18 protein-coding genes are annotated in these 24,173 nt (G+C 63.6%); 12 read left to right on the top strand and 6 right to left on the bottom strand.

Annotated elements, in window-relative coordinates; genetic code table 11:
• The first annotated feature begins 713 nt into the window (after positions 1–713).
• The 10 genes from nrfA to ACZ9IL_RS05590 all read left to right on the top strand — a co-directional run bounded on the left by nrfA (position 714) and on the right by ACZ9IL_RS05590 (position 11,909).
• The gene (nrfA, locus tag ACZ9IL_RS05635; protein ID WP_476002623.1) at positions 714–2,153 is read left to right on the top strand and encodes an ammonia-forming nitrite reductase cytochrome c552 subunit; all 1,440 of its coding nucleotides are present in this window, start codon (positions 714–716) and stop codon (positions 2,151–2,153) included.
• Between the two features lie 51 nt (positions 2,154–2,204).
• Positions 2,205–2,798 carry a cytochrome c nitrite reductase pentaheme subunit gene (gene nrfB, locus ACZ9IL_RS05630; RefSeq protein ID WP_476002622.1) on the top strand — a complete coding sequence of 198 codons (594 nt, stop codon included), beginning with the start codon at positions 2,205–2,207 and terminating at the stop codon, positions 2,796–2,798.
• The gene (gene nrfC / locus ACZ9IL_RS05625; protein ID WP_476002621.1) at positions 2,795–3,475 is read left to right on the top strand and encodes a cytochrome c nitrite reductase Fe-S protein; all 681 of its coding nucleotides are present in this window, start codon (positions 2,795–2,797) and stop codon (positions 3,473–3,475) included. Before nrfB ends, nrfC begins: the two co-directional genes overlap by 4 nt.
• Positions 3,472–4,428: a cytochrome c nitrite reductase subunit NrfD gene (gene nrfD, locus ACZ9IL_RS05620; protein ID WP_476002620.1), complete on the top strand. Its 957-nt coding sequence runs from the start codon at positions 3,472–3,474 to the stop codon at positions 4,426–4,428. Before nrfC ends, nrfD begins: the two co-directional genes overlap by 4 nt.
• Before the next feature lie 285 nt (positions 4,429–4,713).
• A complete protein-coding gene (gene nrfE, locus ACZ9IL_RS05615; protein ID WP_476005305.1) occupies positions 4,714–6,672 on the top strand; it encodes a heme lyase NrfEFG subunit NrfE in 1,959 nt (652 codons plus the stop codon).
• On the top strand, positions 6,669–7,238 hold the full coding sequence (locus ACZ9IL_RS05610) for a DsbE family thiol:disulfide interchange protein (RefSeq protein ID WP_476002619.1): 570 nt from the start codon (positions 6,669–6,671) through the stop codon (positions 7,236–7,238). The genes nrfE and ACZ9IL_RS05610 overlap by 4 nt, the downstream gene beginning before the upstream one ends.
• A complete protein-coding gene (nrfF, locus tag ACZ9IL_RS05605; protein ID WP_476002618.1) occupies positions 7,235–8,416 on the top strand; it encodes a heme lyase NrfEFG subunit NrfF in 1,182 nt (393 codons plus the stop codon). The genes ACZ9IL_RS05610 and nrfF overlap by 4 nt, the downstream gene beginning before the upstream one ends.
• Before the next feature lie 114 nt (positions 8,417–8,530).
• Entirely contained in the window at positions 8,531–8,983 is a 453-nt protein-coding gene (locus ACZ9IL_RS05600) for an NUDIX hydrolase (protein WP_476002617.1), read from the top strand.
• 415 nt (positions 8,984–9,398) lie between these two features.
• Positions 9,399–10,319, top strand: coding sequence for a serine hydrolase (locus ACZ9IL_RS05595; protein ID WP_476002616.1), 921 nt, complete (start codon positions 9,399–9,401; stop codon positions 10,317–10,319).
• A gap of 300 nt (positions 10,320–10,619) precedes the next feature.
• A complete protein-coding gene (locus ACZ9IL_RS05590; RefSeq protein ID WP_476005304.1) occupies positions 10,620–11,909 on the top strand; it encodes a D-amino acid dehydrogenase in 1,290 nt (429 codons plus the stop codon).
• Between the two features lie 97 nt (positions 11,910–12,006).
• On the opposite strand, the gene ACZ9IL_RS05585 is transcribed toward ACZ9IL_RS05590, so the two are convergent.
• Positions 12,007–12,681 (bottom strand): TetR/AcrR family transcriptional regulator, encoded by a 675-nt coding sequence (locus ACZ9IL_RS05585; protein WP_476002615.1) that lies wholly within the window; start codon positions 12,679–12,681, stop codon positions 12,007–12,009.
• Positions 12,682–12,846: 165 nt separating this feature from the next.
• On the opposite strand from ACZ9IL_RS05585, the gene ACZ9IL_RS05580 reads away from it, so the two are divergent.
• Positions 12,847–14,775: an amidohydrolase gene (locus ACZ9IL_RS05580; RefSeq protein WP_476002614.1), complete on the top strand. Its 1,929-nt coding sequence runs from the start codon at positions 12,847–12,849 to the stop codon at positions 14,773–14,775.
• A gap of 64 nt (positions 14,776–14,839) precedes the next feature.
• Here the strand turns inward: ACZ9IL_RS05580 and ACZ9IL_RS05575 are convergent, their stop codons facing one another.
• Together ACZ9IL_RS05575 and metE are read right to left on the bottom strand one after the other, a co-directional pair.
• Positions 14,840–15,961 carry an HPP family protein gene (locus ACZ9IL_RS05575; RefSeq protein ID WP_476002613.1) on the bottom strand — a complete coding sequence of 374 codons (1,122 nt, stop codon included), beginning with the start codon at positions 15,959–15,961 and terminating at the stop codon, positions 14,840–14,842.
• A gap of 183 nt (positions 15,962–16,144) precedes the next feature.
• On the bottom strand, positions 16,145–18,424 hold the full coding sequence (metE, locus tag ACZ9IL_RS05570; RefSeq protein ID WP_476002612.1) for a 5-methyltetrahydropteroyltriglutamate--homocysteine S-methyltransferase: 2,280 nt from the start codon (positions 18,422–18,424) through the stop codon (positions 16,145–16,147).
• Positions 18,425–18,774: 350 nt separating this feature from the next.
• On the opposite strand from metE, the gene ACZ9IL_RS05565 reads away from it, so the two are divergent.
• Positions 18,775–19,722, top strand: a complete 948-nt coding sequence (locus ACZ9IL_RS05565) for a LysR substrate-binding domain-containing protein (protein ID WP_476002611.1) — start codon at positions 18,775–18,777, stop codon at positions 19,720–19,722.
• 125 nt (positions 19,723–19,847) lie between these two features.
• Here the strand turns inward: ACZ9IL_RS05565 and ACZ9IL_RS05560 are convergent, their stop codons facing one another.
• The 3 genes from ACZ9IL_RS05560 to ACZ9IL_RS05550 all read right to left on the bottom strand — a co-directional run bounded on the left by ACZ9IL_RS05560 (position 19,848) and on the right by ACZ9IL_RS05550 (position 24,080).
• Positions 19,848–20,624, bottom strand: coding sequence for a siderophore ferric iron reductase (locus ACZ9IL_RS05560; protein ID WP_476002610.1), 777 nt, complete (start codon positions 20,622–20,624; stop codon positions 19,848–19,850).
• A gap of 107 nt (positions 20,625–20,731) precedes the next feature.
• Positions 20,732–22,876, bottom strand: a complete 2,145-nt coding sequence (locus tag ACZ9IL_RS05555) for a TonB-dependent siderophore receptor (RefSeq protein WP_476002609.1) — start codon at positions 22,874–22,876, stop codon at positions 20,732–20,734.
• Positions 22,877–23,168: 292 nt separating this feature from the next.
• Positions 23,169–24,080, bottom strand: coding sequence for a helix-turn-helix domain-containing protein (locus ACZ9IL_RS05550; protein ID WP_476002608.1), 912 nt, complete (start codon positions 24,078–24,080; stop codon positions 23,169–23,171).
• Positions 24,081–24,173 lie beyond the last annotated feature (93 nt).

The following is a 24,173-nucleotide window of genomic DNA, read 5'->3' as shown; positions in this document are numbered from 1 at the left end:
CCAATAATAAAGAGGCAATTGGAAGCCACCGTGATAGGTGGTCATTTTACCGCCTCAGCCAACATATATCCCTTCGACATTTTCGAAAATATCGAAAGAATATACGGTGTAACCTCCTATTTAATTCAGGAAAACGTTATCTATTAGGGATACCCGCGATATTTCCGTTCATTTACCGCAGACAGAACCCAGATCTGTGCCTCTTGACACCCAGTTATGCGACAACTTCTGACCTCCAGCCCGATGTGACCCGGACTCCGACAATTTCACCAACCAAAGTTCAGGCCAAGCCACATATCGATAAAAGTGAATGTTCATGCGTTTATCCACCGCCGAACCCCATGCCGGCCAGCCCGTCCCTCACGCCTCCTAACCCAGGGTTCCCGCCCCTGCTCCTGCCGGCTTTCTCATCGATTTACCTCTTGTACCGGCTGCGCTTATTCGCACTAAGCTCGCAATAGCATTCAATAATTAAACCTGGATCGCACTTTTCACATTTGGAGCCCCTGCCAATTGATCTAGCGCAATCCCCGTCGCGATAAATGATTATCCATTTTACCCATTTGGTATTATCTCCCTGAGCAATCGCATAAAAAGCATTCTTTATGCACCAATAAAAATTAATCGGCCTGCCATGCCCATCGACCATGGGCAAGATGTCCACGCACCAAGATGGAACAGTCAGGCCCCGCAAGGACATTTATCTGGGAGTGATGATCGTGGGTTCACACAACAAACCATCCAGGCTGGGCTTCGCCACCCTGCTATTGACGGCCCTGCTGGGTAGCAGTTGGGCACAGGCCGATGAGACTGCCCCCAAGGGCAAGATCGAGGCGCGCAACGAGCTGTTCGCCAAGGATCACGTCGATCAGTTCGACAGCTGGAAATCGACCAGCGAGAGCCGCGAGCGCACCGACGCTCTGGCGGAAGATCCACAGATGGTGGTGCTCTGGGCCGGCTACCCATTCTCCAAGGATTACAACAAGCCGCGTGGTCACTTCTATGCCCTGACCGACGTGCGGGAAAGCCTGCGTACCGGCGCCCCCAAGACCGCCGAAGATGGTCCCCTGCCCATGGCCTGCTGGAGCTGCAAAGGCCCGGACGTCGCCCGCGTCATCGACGAGAAGGGTGAGGATGGCTACTTCAAGGGGATGTGGGCCAAGGGTGGCCCAGAAATCGTCAACACCATCGGCTGCGCCGACTGCCACGACACCGCCTCCAAGGAGTTCAAGGAGGGCAAACCCGCCCTGCACCTCTCCCGCCCCTATGCGGACAGAGCCATGACCGCCATCAACAAGCCGTTCAAGGAGCAGGGTCGTTTCGATCAGCAATCCCAGGTCTGCGGCCAGTGCCACGTTGAGTACTACTTCAACGGCCCCACCAAGGCGGTGAAATTCCCCTGGGACAAGGGCACCAAGGTCGAACAGATGGAGGAGTACTACGACGAAGTCGGCTTCGCCGACTGGACCCACGCCCTCTCCAAGACCCCCATGCTCAAGGCCCAGCACCCGGAATACGAGACCTGGCGCGCCGGCATTCACGGCCAGAACAACGTCGCCTGCGTCGACTGCCACATGCCCAAGGTGCAGAACGAGCAGGGCAAGGTCTACACGGATCACAAGGTCGGCAACCCCTTCGATCGCTTCGAGCAGACCTGCCGCAACTGCCACACCCAGAGCAAGGAGATGCTGCAAGACGTCGTCCACCAGCGCAAGGAGGCGATCACCGAGATCAAGCTGAAAGTCGAGAAGCAGCTGGTACACGCCCACTTCGAGGCCAAGGCGGCCTGGGATGCCGGTGCCACCGAAGCCGAGATGAAGGACATCCTGCAAGACATCCGTCACGCCCAATGGCGCTGGGACTTCTCCATCGCCTCCCACGGGGTGCAGGCTCATGCCCCGGAAGTGGCCCTGAAGATGCTGGGCAGCGCCCTGGACAAGGCGGCCGACGCCCGTACCAAGCTGGCTCGCCTGCTGGCCGCCAAGGGGATCAGCCACGAGATCGCCATTCCTGACATCTCCAGCAAGGAGAAGGCCCAGGCCGCTCTGGGCATGGACATGAAGCAGATGAACAGCGACAAGGCCCAGTTCCTCAAGACCACTGTTCCCGCCTGGGAAGCCGAGGCCAAAGCGGCCGGACGGCTCGCACAATGACGAGGCAGGCGTGCCCGCATCGTCGGGCACGCCGCCGAATGGAGGCTTCCTATGGGTAATGTAACGATGGATTTCTTACGACTGATGCTGATGGCAGCCATGCTGCTGACCAGCGTGCAGGGCCAGGCGGCGGAGCAAGCTGCCGCGCCGAGCGCCATGCCCGCCCCTCACGAGGTGGAGTTCTTGCGCAGCGCCGACAAGGCCTGCACCGACTGCCACAAGGAGCAGACAGAGGGCATGCACGGCCAGCATGCCAAGGCGACCAACCCCAACAACCTGGCGCCGGTGACCTGCACCAACTGCCACGGTCAGCCCTCCCCGCAACACCGGGAAGGGGTCAAGGACGTGATGCGCTTTAGCGACAGCATCAACACTCCGCAAGGCAAGGATGGCTATCCCATCGCCGAGCAGAACAGCGTCTGCATGAGCTGCCACGAGCCCAAGCCCCTGCGTGAGGCGCTCTGGGCCCACGACGTGCACATGACCAAACTCACTTGCACCAGCTGCCACCAGTTGCACCCGGCCAAGGAGCCCATGGTGGGGATCCCGGCGCAATCCCGCATCAAGCTGTGCGTCGATTGCCACAGCAAGCAGCACGAGGCCATCAAGGCCAAGACCGCCGCCCAGGACAAGGAGGCGCCATGAGCTGCTCTCGCCGTCAATTCATGGCCGGCATGGGAGCGGGCGCCCTCATCATGATGACGGGCCCAGCTCGCGCCGGCACCGCCGCCCTCGCCCACAGTCAGACCATCGACGGGGTACGTTACGGCATGCTGCACGACGAGACGGCCTGCATCGGCTGCACCGCCTGCATGGATGCCTGCCGGGAAGTCAACAAGGTACCGGAGGGGGTCTCGCGTCTCGAGATCCTCCGCACCGGCCCCATAGGCACATTTCCCGATGCGGAGTACCACTTCTTTCGCAAGTCCTGCCAGCACTGTGACAATGCCCCCTGTGTCCACGTCTGTCCGACCGGGGCCTCCCACATCCGGGTGGAGGATGGCATCGTCGATGTGAACCCGGATCTCTGCGTCGGCTGCATGTACTGTCTCGCCGCCTGCCCCTATCAGGTGCGGTTCATCAACCCGGTGACCCGGGTGGCGGACAAGTGCGACTTCTGCCGCAAGACCAACCTGGCCCAGGGCAAGGAGCCGGCCTGCGTGGAATCCTGTCCCACCAAGGCGCTGGTGTTCGGCAATCTGGATGACCCCCAGAGCCCGATCGCCAAACGGCTGGTGAAGGAGACCACCTATCGCTACAAGCTGGCGCTCGGCACCTCGCCCAAGATGTATCGCGTACCCAAAGGGGAGATAACGTCATGACGATGCAAGACGCATTTCACTTCCCCTCCCTCGTGTGGGACTGGCCTATAGCTATCTACCTGTTCCTGCTCGGTATCTCCGCCGGCGCCACCACCCTCTCGGTGTTGCTGCGTCGCAAGGGTGCCGGCAGCGAGAGCGGCATCATCAAGGCGACTGCCCTGCTGGCACCGCTCAGCGTGATCCTCGGCCTGCTGATCCTCATCTTCCACCTGGCCCGCCCCTGGACCTTCTGGAAACTGATGTTCCACTACCAGTTCGACTCCGTGATGTCGATGGGGGTCATGCTGTTCCAGGTCTACATGGCGGTGTTGTTCGCCTGGCTAGGGGGGGTGTTCAGGGCCGAGATCGCGGCATTGCGCAGTCGGCTCTTCAAGGAGAAGTTCGCCTTCGTTGACGGCGTGATAGGTCTGCTGGCCCGCATCGAGCGGCTGCTGGCGCCGCTGCTCCTGCTGCTGGCGGTGCTGCTCGGGGCCTATACCGGCTTCCTGCTCTCGGCGCTGAAGACCTATCCGCTGCTCAACAACCCGGTGCTGCCGGTGCTGTTTCTGGTGTCGGGCCTCAGCTCGGGCATCGCCTCCACCATCTTGCTGGCGGTGACTCTCTTCAAGGAGGATCACCACAGCCAGGGGGTGAGTTTCGTGCACCGCTTCGAGCGACCGGTGCTGGCGGTGGAAGTACTGCTGCTGGTCTGCTTCTTCACCGGCCTCTACTTCGGTGGCGGCCAGAAGGAGGTGGCCATGTGGGCCGCCATCGGCGGCGGCTTCTGGTCTCAGGTGTTCTGGGTCGGCGTGGTGGGCATCGGCATGCTGTTGCCGCAGTTGCTCGCCCTGCTCACCCCGGCCCCCCAGCGCCAGAAGAGCGGCCATCTGGTGCTGGTGTGCAGCCTGAGTCTGCTCGGCATACTGCTGCTGCGTTACTTCGTGCTCTATGCCGGCCAGATGACGGTCGTCTAAGAACCTGTTCACGATCTTGCTACGAGGCCGTGATCAAGGCTCATGCGCTGCTCGGAATCCTCACGTATGTCTATACGCTCCGGTTCCTGCGCTGCTCTTTACCTTGCTGACAGCCTCTCGCGACAGGTCGTAGACAGGCTCTAAGCGGGGCTCCAAACGCCAGCCGCCCCCAGCGGCTGGCGCTTGTCCGTTGTTGAGAACCTGGATTTTCTGGTTATGCCCCAACGCCGGCCCGGTGCGGGCGCTGCGGCATGACATGAACACATGATTGGGATTGGAGGTTGTGTGCTGGCTGAGCTCGGCTATCTCTCACTGTTGCTGGCGACCGGGCTCGCCCTGGTGCAAGGCACCCTGCCCTGGCTGGGGTTGCGGCTCGCCTCGCGCCCGTTGCTAGGTTGTGCCAAGCCGCTGGCCCTGCTGGTCGCTTTCCTGCTCGGGGCAGCCCTGGTGCTGCTCGCCCTCTGCTTTGGCCGGGATGACTTCACCCTGGTGTACGTGGCCCAGCACGCCAACAGCGCCCTGCCCCTCGGCTTCAAACTCGCGGCGGTCTGGGGCGGTCACGAGGGCTCCATGCTGTTCTTCGTGTTCGCACTGGCGCTCTGGGGTGCCCTGGTCGCGCTCTGCTCGAAGCGGGTCGACTCGCTGATCCTGGTCCGGGTGCTCGCCATCATGGGGCTGATCGTGGGGCTGTTCGGGCTCTATACCCTCGCCTTCTCCAGCCCCTTCGATCGCGCCTTCCCGGGGCCGCTGGAGGGGCGCGATCTCAACCCCATGCTGCAGGACATCGGCCTCATCGTGCATCCGCCGCTGCTCTACCTCGGCTACGTGGGCTTTGCGGTCAACTTCGCCTTCGCCATGGCGGCGCTGCATTCGGGCAGGCTGGACGGCGCCGTGGCGCACTGGAGCCGCCCCTGGGCGCTGGGCTCCTGGGTGTTTCTCACCGCCGGCATCCTGCTCGGCTCCTGGTGGGCCTATTACGAACTCGGCTGGGGCGGCTGGTGGTTCTGGGATCCGGTGGAAAATGCCTCTCTGCTGCCCTGGCTGCTGGGCACCGCGCTCTTGCACGCCCTCATCGTCTGCGAGAAGCGCGGTGCTTACGGCCACGGCGTCTTGCTGCTCTCCATCTTCACCTTCGCCCTGAGCTTGCTCGGCACCTTCGTGGTGCGCTCCGGGGTGCTCACCTCGGTCCACGCCTTCGCGGTGGATCCCAATCGCGGCCTCACCCTGTTGCTGTTGCTCGGCCTGCTGCTGACCACCGCCTTGACCCTGTTCGCGCTGCGGGCCGACACCCGCGCCCCATACGCCCGCTTCGGTTTCTGGTCAAAGGAGGGGCTGCTCGGCGCCGCCATCCTGCTGCTGTCGGTGGCCTGTGCCAGCGTGCTGCTCGGCACCTTCTACCCCATGGTATTCCAGTCCCTGCACCTGGGATCGCTGTCGGTCGGCGCCCCCTACTTCAACGCCATCTTCGTGCCGCTGGCCCTGATGCTGATGGCCCTGATGACCCAGATCCCGCGCCTGCGCTGGCAACAGCTGGCCACCGTCTCCCGCCTCCGCGCCCTGTTGCCGCCGTTATTCGGCCTGCTGGGCGGTGGCCTGCTCAGCCTCGCCTATCGCGAGCAGGGCAGCCTGGGCTGGAGCGGGATCGTCGCCAACATGATCGGCCTCTGGCTGATGGCGAGCCTGCTGCTCAACGTCCCACTGAACACCCGGTGGCGAGATGCCAGCCGGATGGGCAGCCTGCTGGCCCACCTCGGGGTCGCGGTCTGCGCCCTCGGCATAGCCCAGGTGAGCCACCATAGCCAGGAGGGGGGCACCGTGCTCAGCGCAGGCAATCCCTACCGACTCGGCGCCTACGAGTTTCACTACGAGGGCAGCGAGCCGCTGCTCGGCCCCAACTACACCGCCGAGCGCATCACCCTCAGCGTGCACAAAGAGGGTAAAGAGGTCGCAAGGCTGATGCCGGAGCGGCGCCACTACAGCGTGCGCACCATGAACATGAACGAACCCGGCATCCAGTGGGGGCTCTTTGGGGATCTCTACGTGGTGCTGGGGGAGAAGATGGGGCCGGATGCTTATGCCATGCGACTGCATCACAAGCCGCTGGTGCGCTGGATCTGGTTCGGCGGCCTCTTGATGACCCTTGGTGGTGCGCTGCGCCTGCTGGGGCGGCGCCCGCTGCTGGCGGCGCACCAGCAGGCCTGTGCGCATCAGCCTCTCCCCTTGCAACCCTGGGAGGCGCCATGAGTGCTCGCCTGCGTCTCTTCATCCCCCTTGGGATAACCCTGTGCCTCGGCCTCCTGCTCTGGCTGGGGCTCGGCAACAACCCCTACAGCCAGGATGATGCCACCCTGGGCCGCAGCCTGCCGAGCTGGCAGAGTGACGATCTGTTTGGCGGCGCCCCCATCCACACCGAGGCGCTCAAGGGGGAGCCCTTTGTGCTCAACGTCTGGGCCAGCTGGTGCCCGGCTTGCCGCGCCGAGCACCCCTTGCTAAATGAGTTGGCCGACACTGTGGCCCTCTACGGCCTCAACTACCGGGACAAGGATGAGGCGGCTCGCGCCTGGCTGCGCGAGGCGGGCAACCCCTACAGGGGCGTGCTGGCGGATCCCGATGGCAAACTGGCCCTGGAGCTCGGGGTCTATGGCACGCCGGAGACCTATCTATTCGGCGCCGATGGCACTCTGCTGAGCCGCCACACCGGCGAGCTGACCCGGGAGATCTGGCAGCGCCAGTTCATGCCCCTGCTCGCCGAGGCCCATGCCAAGGCTGCCGGCCAATCCCCATCGGGCAGGGCGGAGACCACCCCATGAGACGCCTCACTCTGCTCACCCCCCTCCTCAGTGCCCTGCTGATCGCGATAAGCCTCGGGGCCCTTGCCAGCGGCGTCGACACCTACCAGTTCCGCCACCCTGAGCTCCAAACCCGCGCCCAGGAGCTGGCCCGTGCCCTGCGCTGCCCCCAGTGCCAGAACCAGAACCTGGTAGAGTCCAACTCCCCCATCGCCCGGGATCTGCGGCTCGAGGTCTACCGCTGGGTGGACGAGGGACAGAGCGATGAGCAGGTGATCGCCCGCATGACGGAGCGCTTCGGAGATTTCGTCCGCTACGATCCCCCCCTCAAGGCCAGCACCCTGCTGCTGTGGGCGGGGCCGCTGCTGCTGACGCTGCTGGCGCTGACGCGCCTTCGCCACAGCCTGCGACGGAAGGTGCGAGCTCCCCTGGTCGGTTATCAGTCCCAGAGCACACAGCCCCGGGATCCCAGATCCGAGTTGAACCGGCAGATCATGGCCGAGCAACAGGCGGGGCTCTCCCCTCACTCGCGCCTCTATCGAGAGCTGGAGCAGGCGCGGCTCGCCACTGTCACGCCGCTGGCGGAGCAACAGCTGCGCGTCAGGGTGATGGCCGCCAGCCCCGGCCTTCGTCCCCTGCCCTGGCTGCTGTTCACGGTGTTGTTGCTGGGTTCTGTCGCACTCTTCTACGCCAATACCGGCCGTTATCAGGCCTGGCAGGCCTATCAGCAACGCCCCGATCCCCTGGCGGGCCTGAGTCCCCGCGACTTGCAAGACAAGGAGCTCGGCGTCCTGCACCAGCGATTGCAGCGGGAGCCCCAGGATCTCGAGAGTTGGGCCGAGCTCGGTCAGCTCTATCTGTATCGGGACGACTATGAGAACGCCTGGCTCGCCTATCAACGGCTCGCCCTGCTGGAAGGGGGCGCCAGTGCCGCCACCCTGGCCGCTCAGGCCACGGTACGCTACTACCAGGCGGGCCAGCGGCTCACCCCGGAGGCGCGCCGCCTGCTCGATGCCGCGCTCGCGCTCGACAGCGGGGAAGTGAGCGCCCTGATGCTGCTCGCCTCCGACCACTTCCTGCACGGCCGCTATGGCGAGGCCATCACCCTGTGGCAGCAGTTGCTCGATGAAGAGCGCCCCCGCATCAACCGCGCCGCGCTGATCCAGGCCATTCAGACCGCTCGCATCATGGGGGGATAAACGCAATCACATGTAGGCTCTGCAATGTCGGGACATCCGATATAGGGGGTTGATCCACGATGCCCATCCATCCCCATAATGCAGAATCTCATTTTGCGACAACAAGGACGAATCATGATCCCCATCCGCTGTCACGCCGTTGCTGGCGTGGCCCTATCGGAAATAGATGGCCAGATGAAAATGCTGCTGATGAACCGCGTCAAGGGCGGTTTCTGGTGCCATGTAGCTGGCACAGTGGAAGCCGGTGAAGCCGGCTGGCAGACCATCATTCGCGAACTGGGCGAGGAGACGGGCATTCAGGTCACCGAGCTGTATAACGGCCAATATCTGGAACAGTTTTATGAAAGCGGCCCGAATGTGGTGACAGTAGTGCCGGTCTTTGTGGTCTATTGCCCGCCCAATCAAGCGGTGCAACTCAACGACGAACATACCGAGTATCGCTGGTGCTCGCTGGCCGAGGCCAAGGCGCTGGTGAGCTTTCCCGGCCAGAAAGCACTCTATGAACACGTCTGGCATTATTTTGTCGAAAACCGCCCCTCGGCGTTGATGCGGGTGGTGCTCGGCTGAGACGGGTAGATGGCTCATGGCAGCGGGCTGCCCGTCCTTGGGCTAATGGAGATAAAGAGGAAGAACCTCCTTGTCTCCCATCAAGTTCTTGCCGCTCCGCCTCATAGGTTTGCCAAGCGAACATTCCGGGAACAACGTGCGCTCACCTTTAGGCTGCAAAGAGTACAAAAAAGAGTGGTAACGGAGGGTCAGTTCCGGCATATAGTGCGCGTCCCTGACGGGGATATTGACGCTTATTGGCCCCTTTGATGACCTGGTTCTGACCGAATAAGGGCGCGATATAGCCGCCGATGCGGTGATTTCAAGGATCACCGTCCCATTAAAATAAAAAATTGGAACTTTTGGCATTGTGAAGCGTCAATTCCCGTCATATAACTTAGCCAAATGCCCCCCTGAGTCGTAGTAGAGCCAAATCATGAACATTCGTCCTTTTCTTCCCTTGCTGTTCGGCGCCTTGCTCCTTCCCGCCAGCATGGAAAGCGCCCATGCCAATCCCTTTTCTGCGACATCCACCTCCTCCAGCCGTCTGCTAGAGCAACGCAGCAATCTCTCCCTGAGATCCGATGCCTTCGTGGTCGCCAACTCCCGCACCGGTGAGATCCTGGCCGAGCGCAACGCCAACAGGGTGATGCCGATTGCCTCCATCACCAAGCTGATGACGGCGCTGGTAGTGCTGGATGGCAACCAACGCCTCGCCGAGACTATCACGGTCACCATGGACGATGTGGACAGGATCAAGGGCACCGGCTCCCGCCTGGCCATTGGTTCCCGCCTGAGCCGTGCCGACATGCTGCACATCGCCCTGATGTCGTCGGAAAACCGCGCCGCCTCTGCTCTGGCACGCAACTATCCCGGCGGACGACGTGCCTTTGTCGAGGCGATGAATGCCAAGGCCCGCATGCTCGGCATGTGGAGCACCCATTTTGCCGACAGCACCGGGCTCAACCCGCGCAACGTCGCCACCGCCCACGATCTGGCCAAGCTGGCGGCAACGGCCTCCACCTACCCCTTGATCCGTCAGTACACCTCCACCGAGCATCGACTGGTGCGCAACGGCAAGCGCCAGATGCAATACCACAACTCCAACCGCATCGTGCGGGAAGGCAGTTGGCCCATTCTGGTCTCCAAGACCGGCTATATCCGCGAGGCGGGGCGTTGCCTGGTGATGGGCACCACGGTCAGCAATGAACCCGTTATCATGGTGCTGCTCCATGCCAATACCACGGACGAGCGGGTCGCCGATGCCAAGCGGATCAAGACCTGGCTGGAGACCTCTGGCCGGGCGACCCTGACCGCCCAATCCACGCCGCAGACCAAGCTCTTCTCGGCGCAATAATCCCGCCTCGCCCCGAGCTTTAACCGCAGGCCACGCGCCTGCGGTTTGCTATCTTCCTCGCCGCGTTTCCCCTCCACCTTCCCCAATCCGATGACCAGGCGCGAGCCCTGTCGCCCCCTCATCTTGCCGCCTCACAGGGCAGTAAAAAACATCATGAACGTAGCAATCCACATGATAAAAAGACTGCTTTTATATGTTAATGGAGTGATAAATCACATTTCTCGGCGACAGGATTTGCCGATCACACTGCCGATGATACCGTGGTAATCAACCCGCTCCCCGGCAACAAGCCGGGGGGCAATTCACTCTGCCAGGCACCACAGCAAGGATGATGGAATGAAGATTGTCGTATTGGGAGGAGGCGTGATTGGGGTCACCAGCGCCTGGTATCTGGCCAGGGCGGGTCATCAGGTGACTCTGCTGGAGCGGCGAAGCGGGGTGGCGCTTGAAACCAGTCACGCCAACGCGGGCCAGATCTCCCCCGGCTATGCCTCCCCCTGGGCAGCCCCTGGCATCCCCCTCAAGGCCGCGAAATGGATGCTGCAAAAGCACGCCCCCTTCAGGGTGCACCCCACCTCGGATCCCTTCCAGTTACGCTGGATGCTGCAGATGTTCGCCAACTGCACCCCGGCGGCCTATGCCACCAACAAGGGGCGCATGGTGCGGCTGGCCGAGTACAGCCGGGACTGCATGAAGGGGCTGCGGGATGAATTGGCACTGGATTACGAGGGACGCCAGCTCGGCACTCTGCAGCTGTTTCGAAGCGCGTCCCAGCGCGAGGCCAGCAAGCGGGACATCGCCGTGCTGGAGCAGTACGGCGTCCCCCACCAGGCGCTGGACGTCGCCGGCTGTGAGGAGGTCGAGCCCGCGCTAGCACGGGTGCGCGGCAAGATCCTGGGGGGCCTGCGCCTGCCCGGCGACGAGACCGGCGATTGTTTTCGCTTCACTCAGGCGCTGGCGGACGAGGCGCGGCGGCTCGGGGTGGAATTCGTGTTCGACTGCGCCATCGACGAAGTCGAGCTGGCCCGAGGCCGTGCCGTGGCGGTGCGGGCCGGCGAGCGGCGCTGGCAGGCCGATGCCATCGTCTGCGCCCTCGGCAGCTATGCCACCGGCTTGCTGCGCCCGCTCGGCATCGCGCTGCCCGTCTATCCGGTCAAGGGCTACTCCCTCACCCTGCCGATGACGAATGCCGAGGCGGCGCCGCGCAGCACAGTGCTGGACGAAACCTACAAGGTGGCCATCACCCGCTTCGACGAGCGGATCCGGGTCGGCGGCATGGCCGAGCTCAGCGGCTTCAACCTGGCGCTCAACCCCAGGCGCCACGACACCCTGGCCATGGTGGTGAGGGATCTGTTTCCCGATGGCGGCGATCTCGCCCGCGCCGAGTTCTGGACAGGGCTGCGTCCCATGACGCCGGACGGCACGCCTTTGGTGGGCCAGAGCCCCATTCCGGGACTCTGGCTCAACACCGGTCACGGCACCCTGGGCTGGACCATGGCGGCGGGCTCGGGCCAGCTACTGGCGGATCTCATCAGCGGCCGCGCCCCCGCCATCAGCGACGAGGGCTTGACCCTGGCCCGCTACGGCTAGGGCTGGCCACGAGCCTTCAAGCTGCAAACATTTCACCGCCACGCAGCAAAAACAAAGAGGGAGTGCAGGCACTCCCTCTTCGTTTGTCGTCATATCCTCAGGAGCCGATCGCCAGCCCGGGCAGCCCCTGCCACACCCGCGCAGGATCCGGCTCGGCGATGGCGGCCGCCATCAGCTGCTCGATCCAGCGTCGGTGCAACTGCCACATCTGTCGCCCCGGTTCCCCCTGATCCTTGGTGCACTGCTTGACCACGTCCGCCGTGCGGTAGAAATAGCGCACCAGAGTCGTGAGCTCGGGCTCGGGCCAGCGGCAGCCAAAATGGCGCAACCGCTCGGACCAAAAGGCGATTTGGCCGCGCTCGTGCTCCTGCTCCACCGTATGCAGCGCCGGGATCAGATCCATCGCCTGCCAGAGCGCACCATAACCGACGAAACGCGCATCCAGTACCGCCAGCGCCTGATCCAGCAGCAGCAAGCTCTGGGGCCAGTCTACGGCCTGCTGCCTGATCACTTCTTGCGCCTCACACACCGCCGCCAGCCAATCCAGGGCGAGCCGACAGATGATCGCCTCCTTGTTGGGAAACAGGTGATAGAGCGACTTGATGCCCACTCCGGCGCGCGCGGCGATGGCATTGGTGTTGAGCGCCGCAAACCCCTGCTCCTGCAGCAGCGCCAGAGCGGCCTGCTCGATACGACTCGCCACGTCCTGGCTGCGTAATTGCCTGGGCTGGCGTCGCATGCAGAACTCGGTCGGCAGTGAATGATCCGCCATCTCGTTTCCTCAACATGGTGACTGGTTGTCATAACTACATGATGTGACAAGGTAAACACAAGCCAAAAAAAATACAGCAATCACTGGCATTTTTAAAAATAGCTGCGATAAACAAGGTGCTCATATCTGCAGTAAAGACTGCAATTAACTCAAGGAGAGCGCGCTATGGATAGCAAACAAGCCAGATTCAAGCTGGCCACCGTCGCCCTGCTGGTGAGTGGCCTGCTCGCAGGCTGCCAGCAGGAGAACAGCAGTGAACCGCCTGTGGCCAACACCCTCTATCTCAACGGCAAGATCCACACCCAGGATGGCCAGCGCAGCCAGGTCGAGGCCATGGTGGTCAGCGATGGCAAGTTCACCTATGTGGGCTCGCGCGAGGGGGCCGAGGCCCTCAAGAATGCAGCCACTCAGGTGGTGGATCTGCAGGGGAAGATGGTGCTGCCAGGGCTGCACGACAACCACATCCACCTGCTCGGCACGGTGGCGCTGGACATGTGCGACCTCGACGGTCAGAGCATCGATCTCGATCAGCTGGCCGCCAAGGTCAGGGAATGCCTGCCCCGCTACGCTCCCAACAAGGGGGACTGGCTGGTGATCAACCAGTGGTCCCCCTATGACGGCAACACCCCGACCGCCACCTATGCCACCCTGCTGGCGGCGCTGGATGCCATGGCGCCAGACAATCCGGTGATGCTGGCGGGGGTCGACGGCCATGCCGGCGCCTACAACTCCCAGGCGCTGGCGCTGGCTGAGGACAAGGATGGCAATGTCGTCGGCTTCAACCCCGCCACACTGGCACCGGGTGGTGTGCTCGCCGAGTTCGACCCTTACGTGGATCTCACCAGCGGCGTGCTTCGTGACGCGGCACGCAGCGCCATCCCGGTACCCGACAGCGGCGTGCTCAGCGCCAGCGGCGATCAGGCGGCGGCCCAGTATGACAAGATCTTGCCGGCCATCTCCGAGCTGATGGCATCGCGCGGCATCACCGGGATCCAGGATGCCTGCGCCAGCGACTTCATCCGCCAGCGACTGCTCAACATGGAGGCACAGGATCTGCTGCACATGCGCATCACTGCCGCCACCTGCTTCCACGACGATGACTACAGCGGCAAGCTGGACATCGAGGGACACCTGGCCAAGGCCAGACAAGTCAGGGAGGCCTTCGCCGACAACCCGCTGATCAAGGCCGATGCGGTCAAGATCTTCCTCGATGGCGTGCTGGAAGGGGACCCCTTCACCAGCCCCCCCTTCCTGCCCAACGCCGGCATGCTGGAAAACTACCAGCACCCGCATCTGGCCATGGATCCCGCCACCACAGAGGTCAGCATCAGCGCCGACAGCGAGGACGCGGGCAGCAACGGTATCGTCAACTACCGGGAAGCCGATCTGAAGCGCTATGTCACCGCCCTCGACAAGGCCGACTTCAGCGTCCACATGCACAGCATCGGCGATCGCAGCACCCGGGTCGGGCTGGATGCGCTGGAGGCGGCCCGCGCCAGCAATGGCAACACCGGCATCCCCCACACCTTCGCCCACCTGCAGGTGGTGCACCCGGACGATCAGAAACGCCTTGGTGAACTCGGCACCTATCTGACCTTCACCTACGCCTGGACCACGCCCCAGCTCGCCTACGACATGCTGGTCGCGCCCTTCATCCAGCCGACCAAGGCCGGTCAGTCCCTGAGCGAGGCTATTTATGATCCGCTTGGTTATCTGCACGACGCCCTCTACCCGGTGGAGAGCACCCGCAAGGCCGGCGCCGTGCTGGCCGCAGGCAGCGATGCCCCGGTGGACAGTCGGGATCCCCGTCCGTTTGAAAACATGGCCGCCGGCATCATGAAGGCCGGTGGCGATGACTATCGCGCCAACCAGCGCATCTCGCTGACCGAGATGCTGGCCGCCTACACCATCAACGGGGCCAAGGCGGTGCGCCAGGGCGACATCACCGGCTCCATCGAGGTGGGCAAGTCGGCGGACTTCATCGTGCTGGATAGGGATCTGTTCGCCCTGGTCGGCGCCGGTACGCCGGAGCAGATCGCCGGCACCCGGGTCGAGCGCACCGTGTTCCAGGGGGAGACGGTTTACACCCCCTGAGGCAGGATCAAACAGGCCCCCATCGGGGGCCTTTTTTTATCATCACATGATCGTACCGCTCGTCTCAGGATGACGGCACCGCACTGTCGGCCAGCCCGGGCTGCAAGGCCAGGGTGAACAGGGCAGCCACCATGTCCGACTGGGTCAGGATCCCCACCAGCTGCTCTCCCTCCAGCACAGGCATGTGGTGCAAGCCCCCATCGGAGAAGGCCTCCACCAGATCGTACAGCGGCTGATAGCTGCGCGCCGTGCGCACCTCCCGGGTCATCAGCTCCGCCACACGCCAGCGCTCCAGGGCGATCGCTTCTCTCGGCTGTTGCCGCTCCCTGTCGATCATCAAATCGTGCAGGGTGAGGATGCCGGCCAGCCGCCCCGTCTCGTCAACCACCGGCAGGGCCTTGATCCTGTGGTGGGCAAGCAGACGCCAGGCCACCATGGCCGACTCGTCCGGCGAGATGACGATGAGATCCCGCGACATCACGTCCCGACAGCATACGGTCCCCACCCGCTCGCGCAGGGCGTGCAGTTGCGCCTCCTGCAGCAGCGCCTGCAGATCCTGGCGGCTGATGTCGAGCAGCTCGCCGTGTTTTTCCAGCGCGAAGTCGATGTCGGTAGCGCTGGCGAGCCGTGCGCTCGGCTCGGGATCAGCGGTCTGGTGACGATTGGGCTGTGCCTTGCCGCCATTGGGGTAACGTCGCCCCAGCAAGCGGTTGTAACACAACCCCAGCATGAGCAGCAGCGATGAGTTGATGAGCACCGGCAGCAGTACATAGCCCGCCCCCAGCTGGCGAATGCTCTCGCCGCCGATGACGGCAGTCAGCGCCACGGCACCGCCGGGAGGATGCAGGCTGCGGGTGAGGAACATGGCCGCGATGGCCAGCATCACGGCGCAGGCACTGGCGAGCGCCGGATCCGGGATCAGGCTGGCGCTGAGCACTCCCATCAGGGCCGACACGCCGTTGCCCACCACGATGGACCAGGGCTGGGCCAGGGGGCTCGCCGGGGCGGCAAACAGCAACACCGCAGAGGCGCCCATGGGGGCGATCAGCCAGTGGGCGTCCACTCCCAGGGCCCACTGACACAGCCAGCCGGTACCCAGCAGACCGATGAAGGCGCCAAGGGCGCCGTAACCACACTCTTTGAGACCGGTATTGGTCGATACCGGAAAGAAATCCCTGAACTGCATTCGGCTCCCGCTGACGATAAGGTTTATTTCAAATGCGCAATATTAACGGCAGACCCGCAACAAAGGCCAGCCATGGTGTCGTCACCACCAACCGCCGTGATAAAGAGATCAAAAAAAGAGGGAAGGCCCAGACCTTCCCTCTCTCGTGACTTATCCCAGCCCTACGTCGTTATTTTTATCGACTCAAGCCAGCTCGGCGCGCAGCGCCCTGGTGGCATCGACCATCACCTTGAGCGCCGCTTCAGTCTCTTCCCAGCCGCGGGTCTTGAGGCCGCAGTCCGGGTTGACCCAGAGCCTGTCCGCCGGGATCTGCTTGGCTGCCTTGCGGATCAGATCCTCGATCCAGCCCTGGCTCGGCACGTTCGGCGAGTGAATGTCGTAGACGCCGGGGCCGATTTCATTCGGGTAGTTGAAGCGCTCGAACGCCTCAAGCAGCTGCATCTGGCTACGGCTGGTCTCGATGGTGATCACGTCCGCATCCAGCGCCGCCACCGCCTCGATGATGAGGTTGAAGTCGCTGTAACACATGTGGGTGTGGATCTGGGTGCTGTCCACCACAGGGCTGGCACTCAGACGGAAGGCGCGCACCGCCCAGTCCAGATAGGCCTGATGATCCTGCTTGCGCAGGGGCAAGCCCTCGCGAATGGCCGGCTCGTCGATCTGGATGATCTTGATGCCAGCGGCCTCCAAGTCGGCTACCTCGTCGCGAATGGCCAGGCCAATCTGCAAGGCGGACTGCTCGCGGTTCACGTCTTCCCGCGGGAAGGACCAGCAGAGGATAGTGACGGGCCCGGTCAGCATGCCCTTGACCGGCTTGTCGGTCAGGCTCTGGGCGAACTGGGTCCAGCCGAGCGTCATGGGGGTCGGGCGGTCGATATCCCGGGTGATCACCGGCGGCTTGACGCAGCGTGATCCGTAGCTCTGCACCCAGCCGAAACGGGTGATGGCAAAGCCGTCCAAGAGCTCACCGAAATACTCCACCATGTCGTTGCGCTCGGCCTCGCCGTGCACCAGCACGTCCAGCCCGATGGCTTCCTGACGTTCAATCGCATCCTTGATCTGGGCCGCAATGCCCGCTTCGTAAGCCTTGTCGTCGATGCGACCGGCGCGCCACTCCTGACGCAGCACCCGAATTTCCGAGGTCTGCGGGAAGGAGCCTATGGTGGTGGTGGGCAAGAGCGGCAGCTTGAGATCCGAGCGCTGGGCCTCGGCTCGTAGCGGATAGGCACTCTGACGGTCGAAGTCACCGTTGGTGAGGCTGGCGAGCCGTGACTGCACCGCTCGCTTGTGCACCCGGCTATCGGATTCGCGATCGACGATGGGCTGGCTGTAGGCCGCGATCCTGTCGAGCTCCCCGCCATTCAGCTCCTTGCTGTCCAAATAAGCGGCCAGCAGGCCCAGCTCGTAGCATTTTTGCAGGGCGAAGGCGAACCAGCTGCGAGTCTGGGCGTCCAGCTCGTGCTCCAGGGTGAGATCCACCGGGCTGTGCAGCAGGGAGCAGGAAGAACCGACCCAGAGTCGCTCACCGAGCCTGTCCTTCAGGGCTTTCAGGGTCGGGGCCAGCTTGGCCAGGTTGGCACGCCAGACGTTGCGGCCGTTGATGACCCCGGCGGAGAGCACCCACTGGGCAGGCAGGTGCGGGACCAGCGTCTCCAGCTGATCGGGAGCGGCCACCAGATCCAGGTGCAGGCCATCCACCTTCAGGCTGGTGATGATGTCGCGCTGATGGGCCACAGAGCCGAAGTAGGTGGTGAGCAGCAGCTTGCAGGGGCCCGCCAGACGCTCATAGGCCTTGAGGTAGGCCAGGCGCCACTCGTCCGGCAAGTCCAGCGCCAGGGCTGGCTCATCGATCTGCACCCACTCCACCCCTTGCGCCGAGAGCCTGGCCAGGACTTCCTGATAGACGATCAGCAGGCGATCGAGCAGCTCCAGACGGGAGAAACCACTCTCCTTCTCCTTGCCAAGCCACAGATAGGAGACGGGTCCCAGCAGCACGGCCTTGACCGGCAGCCCCAGCGCCTTGGCCTCTTCCACCTCGTCAAACAGCTGGCTCCAGCCCAGTTTGAAGCGCTGATCCCGGCTGAACTCGGGCACCAGATAGTGGTAGTTGGTATTGAACCACTTGGTCATCTCGGCGGCGGCGGCACTGGGGCCGGTCGGCGCGCGGCCACGGGCCACCCGGAACAGGGTATCGAGGTTGGTGTCGCCATCGCGATGACGCTCAGGGATAGCATCCACCAGCAGGCTGGTGCCGAGCACCTGATCGTACCAGGCGAAGTCCCCCACCGGCAGCAGGTTGACCCCGGCGGTGCGCTGCACCTGCCAGTGGCGCTCACGCAGGCGCTTGCCCACGGCGACCAGTTCAGCCTGGCTGGTCTCGCCACGCCAGTAGGATTCGAGGGCAAATTTCAGCTCGCGCTTGGCGCCGATACGGGGGAAGCCCAGGGTGTGTGCGCAGGTCATAGGTCCAATTCCTTATGCTCGTTCATCTGATGGGAAACTGGATGATTTAGCCATCCAGATGTTTACACATCTAGAATGGCGAGATAAGGTGGCGCTGGCTATTGAATCCTTTTCAACTGGCTCTCAAGAAAATCTCAACTGACGCGCGAGGGCTTCTTAAAACCTGTTTACGATCTGTCACGAGAGGTCGTCAGCAAGGTAAAGAGCAGCGCAGGAACCGGAATGTATATGAATACATGAGGATTTCTAGCAGCACATGAGCCTTGATCACGGCCTAGCAGTAAGATCGTGGACAGGTTCTTAGCCCATATGGAAGTCAGCCTGCAACGGATGCAACAAGGAGCCCCATCATGACCCCACCCCACCCCACCACCGGCAGTCAGAGCGGCAACCTGGGCATCGACATCAAGCACCTGAAGACCATCAGCGCGCTGGCGGAGCAGGGCTCCCTGGCCGGGGCGGCGCTGACTCTGAACCTCACCCAGTCCGCCCTCTCCCATCAGCTGAAAGAACTGGAGACCCGCCTCAACCTGGAGCTTTACCTGCGCAAGAGCCGGCCCCTGGTGCTGACGGCGGCAGGCCAGCAGTTGCTGAACCTGGCCCGTCAGGTGCTGCCCGCCCTGGCCCTGACCGAGCGGCAGTTGCAGGCCCTGCACAGCGGCGACGCTGGCCGGCTGCACCTGGCGCTGGATTGCCACAGCTGCATCCAGTGGCTGCTGCCGCTGTTGCCTGCCTTTCGCAGGCAGTGGCCCGGCGTGGATCTGGAGGTCGAATCGGTGCCGGGCTTCGATGCCATCGGCGCCCTGCTCGGTGGCCAGCTCGACTTGCTGCTCACCTCGGACGTGCAGGCCAGAGGAGATCTGCACTTCGAGCCACTGTTCGGCTTCGATCTCAATCTGGTGATGGCGCCGGATCACCCTCTCTGCCAGCAGCAGCTCATCAGCCCCGGCGATCTGCAACCCGAGGTGCTGTTGGTCTACCCGGTGGAGCGGGCCCGCATGGACGTGTTCAGCCGCTTCCTGCAACCGGCCGGCATAGAGCCCGCCCGCTGCAAGCCGGTGGACAACACCTCGGTCATGCTGCAGATGGCCGCCGCCGGGCTCGGGGTCGCCGCCCTGCCGCGCTGGGCCAGCGAGGAGTTTGTGCGCCAGGGGCTGCTCGAGGCCCGTCCCCTCGGCCAGGGGGTGCGCCGCCATATGTATGGCGCGGTGCGGGCCGCCGACAAGGATCAAACCTGCCTGCAGAGCCTGTTCGAGCGTATCCGCGGCAAGATGGCGCCGACTCACGCCGCCGCGTAGGCTCCTCGGGCCATAAGCCCCCCTCCACAAACAGAGCAAAGCTCCATAAAAAAACCGCCCACTCCACATCAGGAGGGGCGGTTTTTTTCAGATTGGCGGCAACTGGCGCACGGCCCATGCCGGGCTCAGTCGGCGCAATCCCCCCGGCTTCCATCTTGGCAACAGTGCCGCGGGCAGTTGTCACACAGACTGCCGTCGCTGCGCCTGTGGTGCAGGCAACAGCGCTGGCGGACATAACCGGGGGCGGCACTTGCCGGGGCGAACTCCCCAGACTGGCGCCATCCCGCCAGATGCTCGGCGGGCAGACCGCAGGCGGCGAGCCAGAGCGGCGCATGGGCCGCCACCTGCTCGCGGCTCACCTCGCCGAAGAAATCGGGCACCCGCACCAGCGCCGCCAGCAGATCGTCCGCCAAGAGCGGGCGAATGAAGCCGGGCCGCAGCCGCTGCACGCCGGCAAACAGCTCGAACAGCCCCTGCCAGTGGGCGCGCAGCCGCCGGCCCGCCGCCTCGATCAGCACCTCCCGCTCCCCCTTGATCATGGGCCCCCGAGGCAGGATGAAGCCGGACACCAGCCCGGCCTGATAGCCCTGCCCCAGCTTGTCCAGGGCGGGCACGGCGCCGACGCGGTAGACGGCCACCATGGCCAGGTAGATGGATTGCCAGCAGAGCATGCCCCAGCTGCGAGTCAGCCAGTAGGCGGGGCCCGCCTCCGGGTGCGCAAGGCGCCAGTGATCGTGCAGCGCCAGCGCCACCTCGGCGGGGCTCATGGCGCCGTCGGCGGCGCTCAGCAAGGGAGCGGCACCCTCCACCAGCCGCCCCTCGAGGGAGCCGATAAGCTGGGAGGCCGCGGCGCACAGGGCGTCGAACTCGGCATGGTGGCGGGCCGCTTCCAGAGCGGCCATGCCACCGAACCCCGTGGTACTGGCGACACGGGGTTGGCTGGCATGAAGATCGCCGCGGCGCGGCGATCTCTGGGGGTTAAACCCCGGCATCAGGCCGGGGCGCAGGGTCAGAATGCGTATTTGAGTCGAGCCTCCAGGTTGCGCTCGGCCCCGAACCAGCAGTTGTTCTGGTCGTAGCAGGAGTAGTAGGTCTTGTTAAGCAGGTTGCTGGCGCTCAAGGATGCCTGCACCCCTTTCAGGCTCTGGCTGAGGGACGCCAGATCATAGGAGGCGGACATGTCCATCAGCAGATAATCCGGCACCGTGTCGGTGTTGGCGGCATCGAGCTGGGCCTCCCCCACGTAGCGCAGGCCGGCGCCGACCCGCATCCCCTGCAGCGTGCCGCCGGCATAGTAGTTGCTCCACAGGGAGGCCATCTGCTTGGGCACCCAGACCGGGGTCTTGCCCTGCAGATCGGTGGTGTCCTTGGTGATCTCCATGTCGATGCGGCTGTAGCTCAGCGATAGATCCAGCTGGTCGGTGATATCCATCCGACCCTCCAGCTCAATCCCCTTGGAGACGATCTCGCCGGTCTGCAGCTTGGGTCCGTAGATGTTGTCCGGATCCGTCACCAGGGCGTTTTGCTTGGTGATGTGGAAGGCCGAGAGCGTGGCCGTCTTGCTCATGTCCTCGGACAGGAACTTGAGCCCCCCCTCCCACTGATGGCCGGTCGAGGGATCGAAGGCCTTGCCATTCTTGTCCGCACCCGGCACCGGCTCGAAGCTGTCGGCATAACTCACATAGGGCGAGAGGCCATAATCCAGCTCGTACAGGGCCCCCAGCCGGAAGGAGATATTGTCCTGATCGATCTGGGCGAGGGACTGACTGGCCGCGCCCATGTAGAGACCGTGGCTGTCGGTATCCATCCGGTAGCTGTCATAGCGGGCACCGCCGATGGCCACCAGCCGATCGAGGCGCACCTGATCCTGCAGATAGACGCCGGTCTGGGACTGGCGAATGGTCTTGCGATCCTCATAGGAGAAGGTCAGGGAACCCGGCTTTATCTGATTGTGATTCGGGTTGAAGATGTCGATGCTGGGCGCCGAGTAGTCGAGCGTGTCCTGGTAGAGGATCCGCGCATCCAGATATTGGTAATCGACCCCGAGCAGCAGGTTGTGCCGGGCCACGCCGGTCTGCACCTTGCCCGCCAGCTGGTTGTCGATGACAAAGCCTTTCGACGCTTCATCGGTGAGATAGGCGTTGCGCGCCAGGGTGCGATTGTCCGCCGCCAGGGCTGCGTTATAGGTGTTGCGCTGGTAGGCGGAGGCGTCCATGTAGCGGGCATTTTGCAGCACCTGCCAGTTGTCGTTGAAGTCGTGGCTCAGCTTGTAGCCGAGCAGGGTCACGTCGCGGTTGTACTCGTTCCAGTTCTCGTCGCCAAGGAAGGTGTCGCTGCCAAGCTGACCCAGGGGGTTGGACTTGACCGAGCCGCTGGCCGGCACAGTGGTGTAGATACCGGCTTCGGGATCCTTCTGGTAGTAGAGGTTCAGGTTGAGCAGGGTGCGGTCGCTGATCTGCCAGTCGAGGGAGGGCGCGAATACGTAGCGCTCCTCTTCCGAGGTCACCGCCTGGCCGTCCTTCTGGCGGGCCAGCCCCACCACCCGATAGGCGAGCCGATCGTTGATGGCACCGGTGCTGTCGAGGGTCATCTCCTTGAGCGTCCCCGTCCCCGTGGCCACGCTGACGCTGTGTTTGGCCTCGCGTTGCGGGCGCTTGGCGATCAGGTTGACCATGCCGCCGGGGGGCATGCTGCCGTAGAGCACCGAGGTCGGCCCCTTGAACACCTCCAGCTGCTCGATGGCCACCGGATCTATCTGGGGTTGCAGGTTCCACTCGTTGTATTGCAGCAGCAGGCCGTCATAGAAATTCTGGTAGTTGTCAAAGCCGCGGATATTGAACAGATCCAGCCGGTTGACCGCCCCGCCGCGCAGCTCGGTGTTGACCCCGGGCACATAGCGCAACGCCTCGCTCACCGAGCTGACGCCGCGCTGTTCCAGGGTCTCGCTGTCCACCACCGAGATCGCCTGTGGCGTCTCTATGGGGTCGAGCTGGGTCTTGGTCGCGGTGTTGCGATAGGTCTGACCGAGCACGGTCAGCGTCTCGTCGGCGATCGCCGCATCCGGGCGCACGGGCGCGGCGGCCAGCACTGAGCCTGCCAACAGGGCGGAGATGGTCGCGGCGACCACGGTCAATGGGGGGTGAACAAGTTGCATCTGATCCTCAACTGCCTACTGCATGTGAATAGTAACAAATATCATTTGCATTTTATTGTTCTATTTCGCCCCTGAATTAACAATTTGGGGCATGTTGGCAGGAAAAGCGGGGAAATTCGGGTCAGGCCAGTCTCAACCGAAAACATTCATCGGCAGACGAAAAAACGAATGAATTCAGATGACTATCGGAAGCGAAAATTAAACGCGATTGAATGGGGTCAAGGCAGGGGCGCGGATCCGGCCGGGCGGGCGCTCGGCCTGGACAGGTGAACGCTCGATGCGCCGCCTCGGCTCAAATCTCCTCACAAGGGGCGACGGGTAGCCAGTACTCCATGCGGGCATCGGCCTGCTGGCCGTCGAAGTGAGGGCCATAGCGCTCCAGCTCGAAGCCATCCAGCCCCCGGTAGCGGGAGGCGGGCAGCCAGTGCAGGATGAACCAGTTGAGGGTCTGCGCCAGTTGCTCGATGGGGCCGACGTGACTGAGCACCGCGTACTCCTGGGGCGGCACCTTCAGCAAGGCGAGTTCGGGTCGGGACGTCACCGGATCGACCGCCACCCCGGCCCAGTAGGGCAGCACCTCCCCCGCCCCCGACACGTCCACCACCCCCAGCAGCTCGGCGGCTGGCGGCAGCCCTCCCGCGTCTCGCAGGGTGCGCCAGATGGCGGGCACCCGCTGCTGAAAGTCGGGCTCGCTGGCGAACAGACCCCGGATCTCCCCGCTCACTCCCTGCAGGGTAAAGCCCGGACTGCTCTCGACCCGCACCTGCAACAACCTGGGGTTGCTGGCGAGCGGCATCGATGCGCGCACCAGCGGGGTGCGCAGCCCCAAGCGCAGGCCCCGCTTGCGATAGGCGAGGGGCGAGCAACCGAACTGCTGCTTGAAGGCGCGGCTGAAGCTCACCTCCGAGCCAAAACCGTAGCAGAGCGCCAGATCCAGCACCCGCTGCCGGCTCGAGAGCAGTGCCTCCGCCGCCAGGCTCAGCTTGAGTTCGCGCACATAGTGAGCCACCGTCAGCCCGGTCTCATGCAGGAACACCCGCTGCAACTGCCAGCGCGACCAGCAGCTCTGCTCGGCCAGCTGCTCCAGCGACAACGCCTCATCCAGATGGCTGTGGATGTAGTCGAGCACCCGTTCGATGCGAGTGAAGTGGGCACGGGATTGCGGTGCCGGGTCGGAAGGTGCGAGAGGAGTGGTTATTGTCATGCTGGGTGCTGGTCTCTGCCTGCAGAGGATCCGCCTCTGTTCAGGAGTGCACATTAAACATGGCCGCCGGGCCGGCGGCAAGCCTGCTGCCGG

The organism is Aeromonas sp. TECH754 (genome assembly GCF_056279295.1).
The sequence above is the reverse complement of the archived record's forward strand: the minus strand, read 5'-3'. Positions and strand labels throughout refer to the sequence as shown.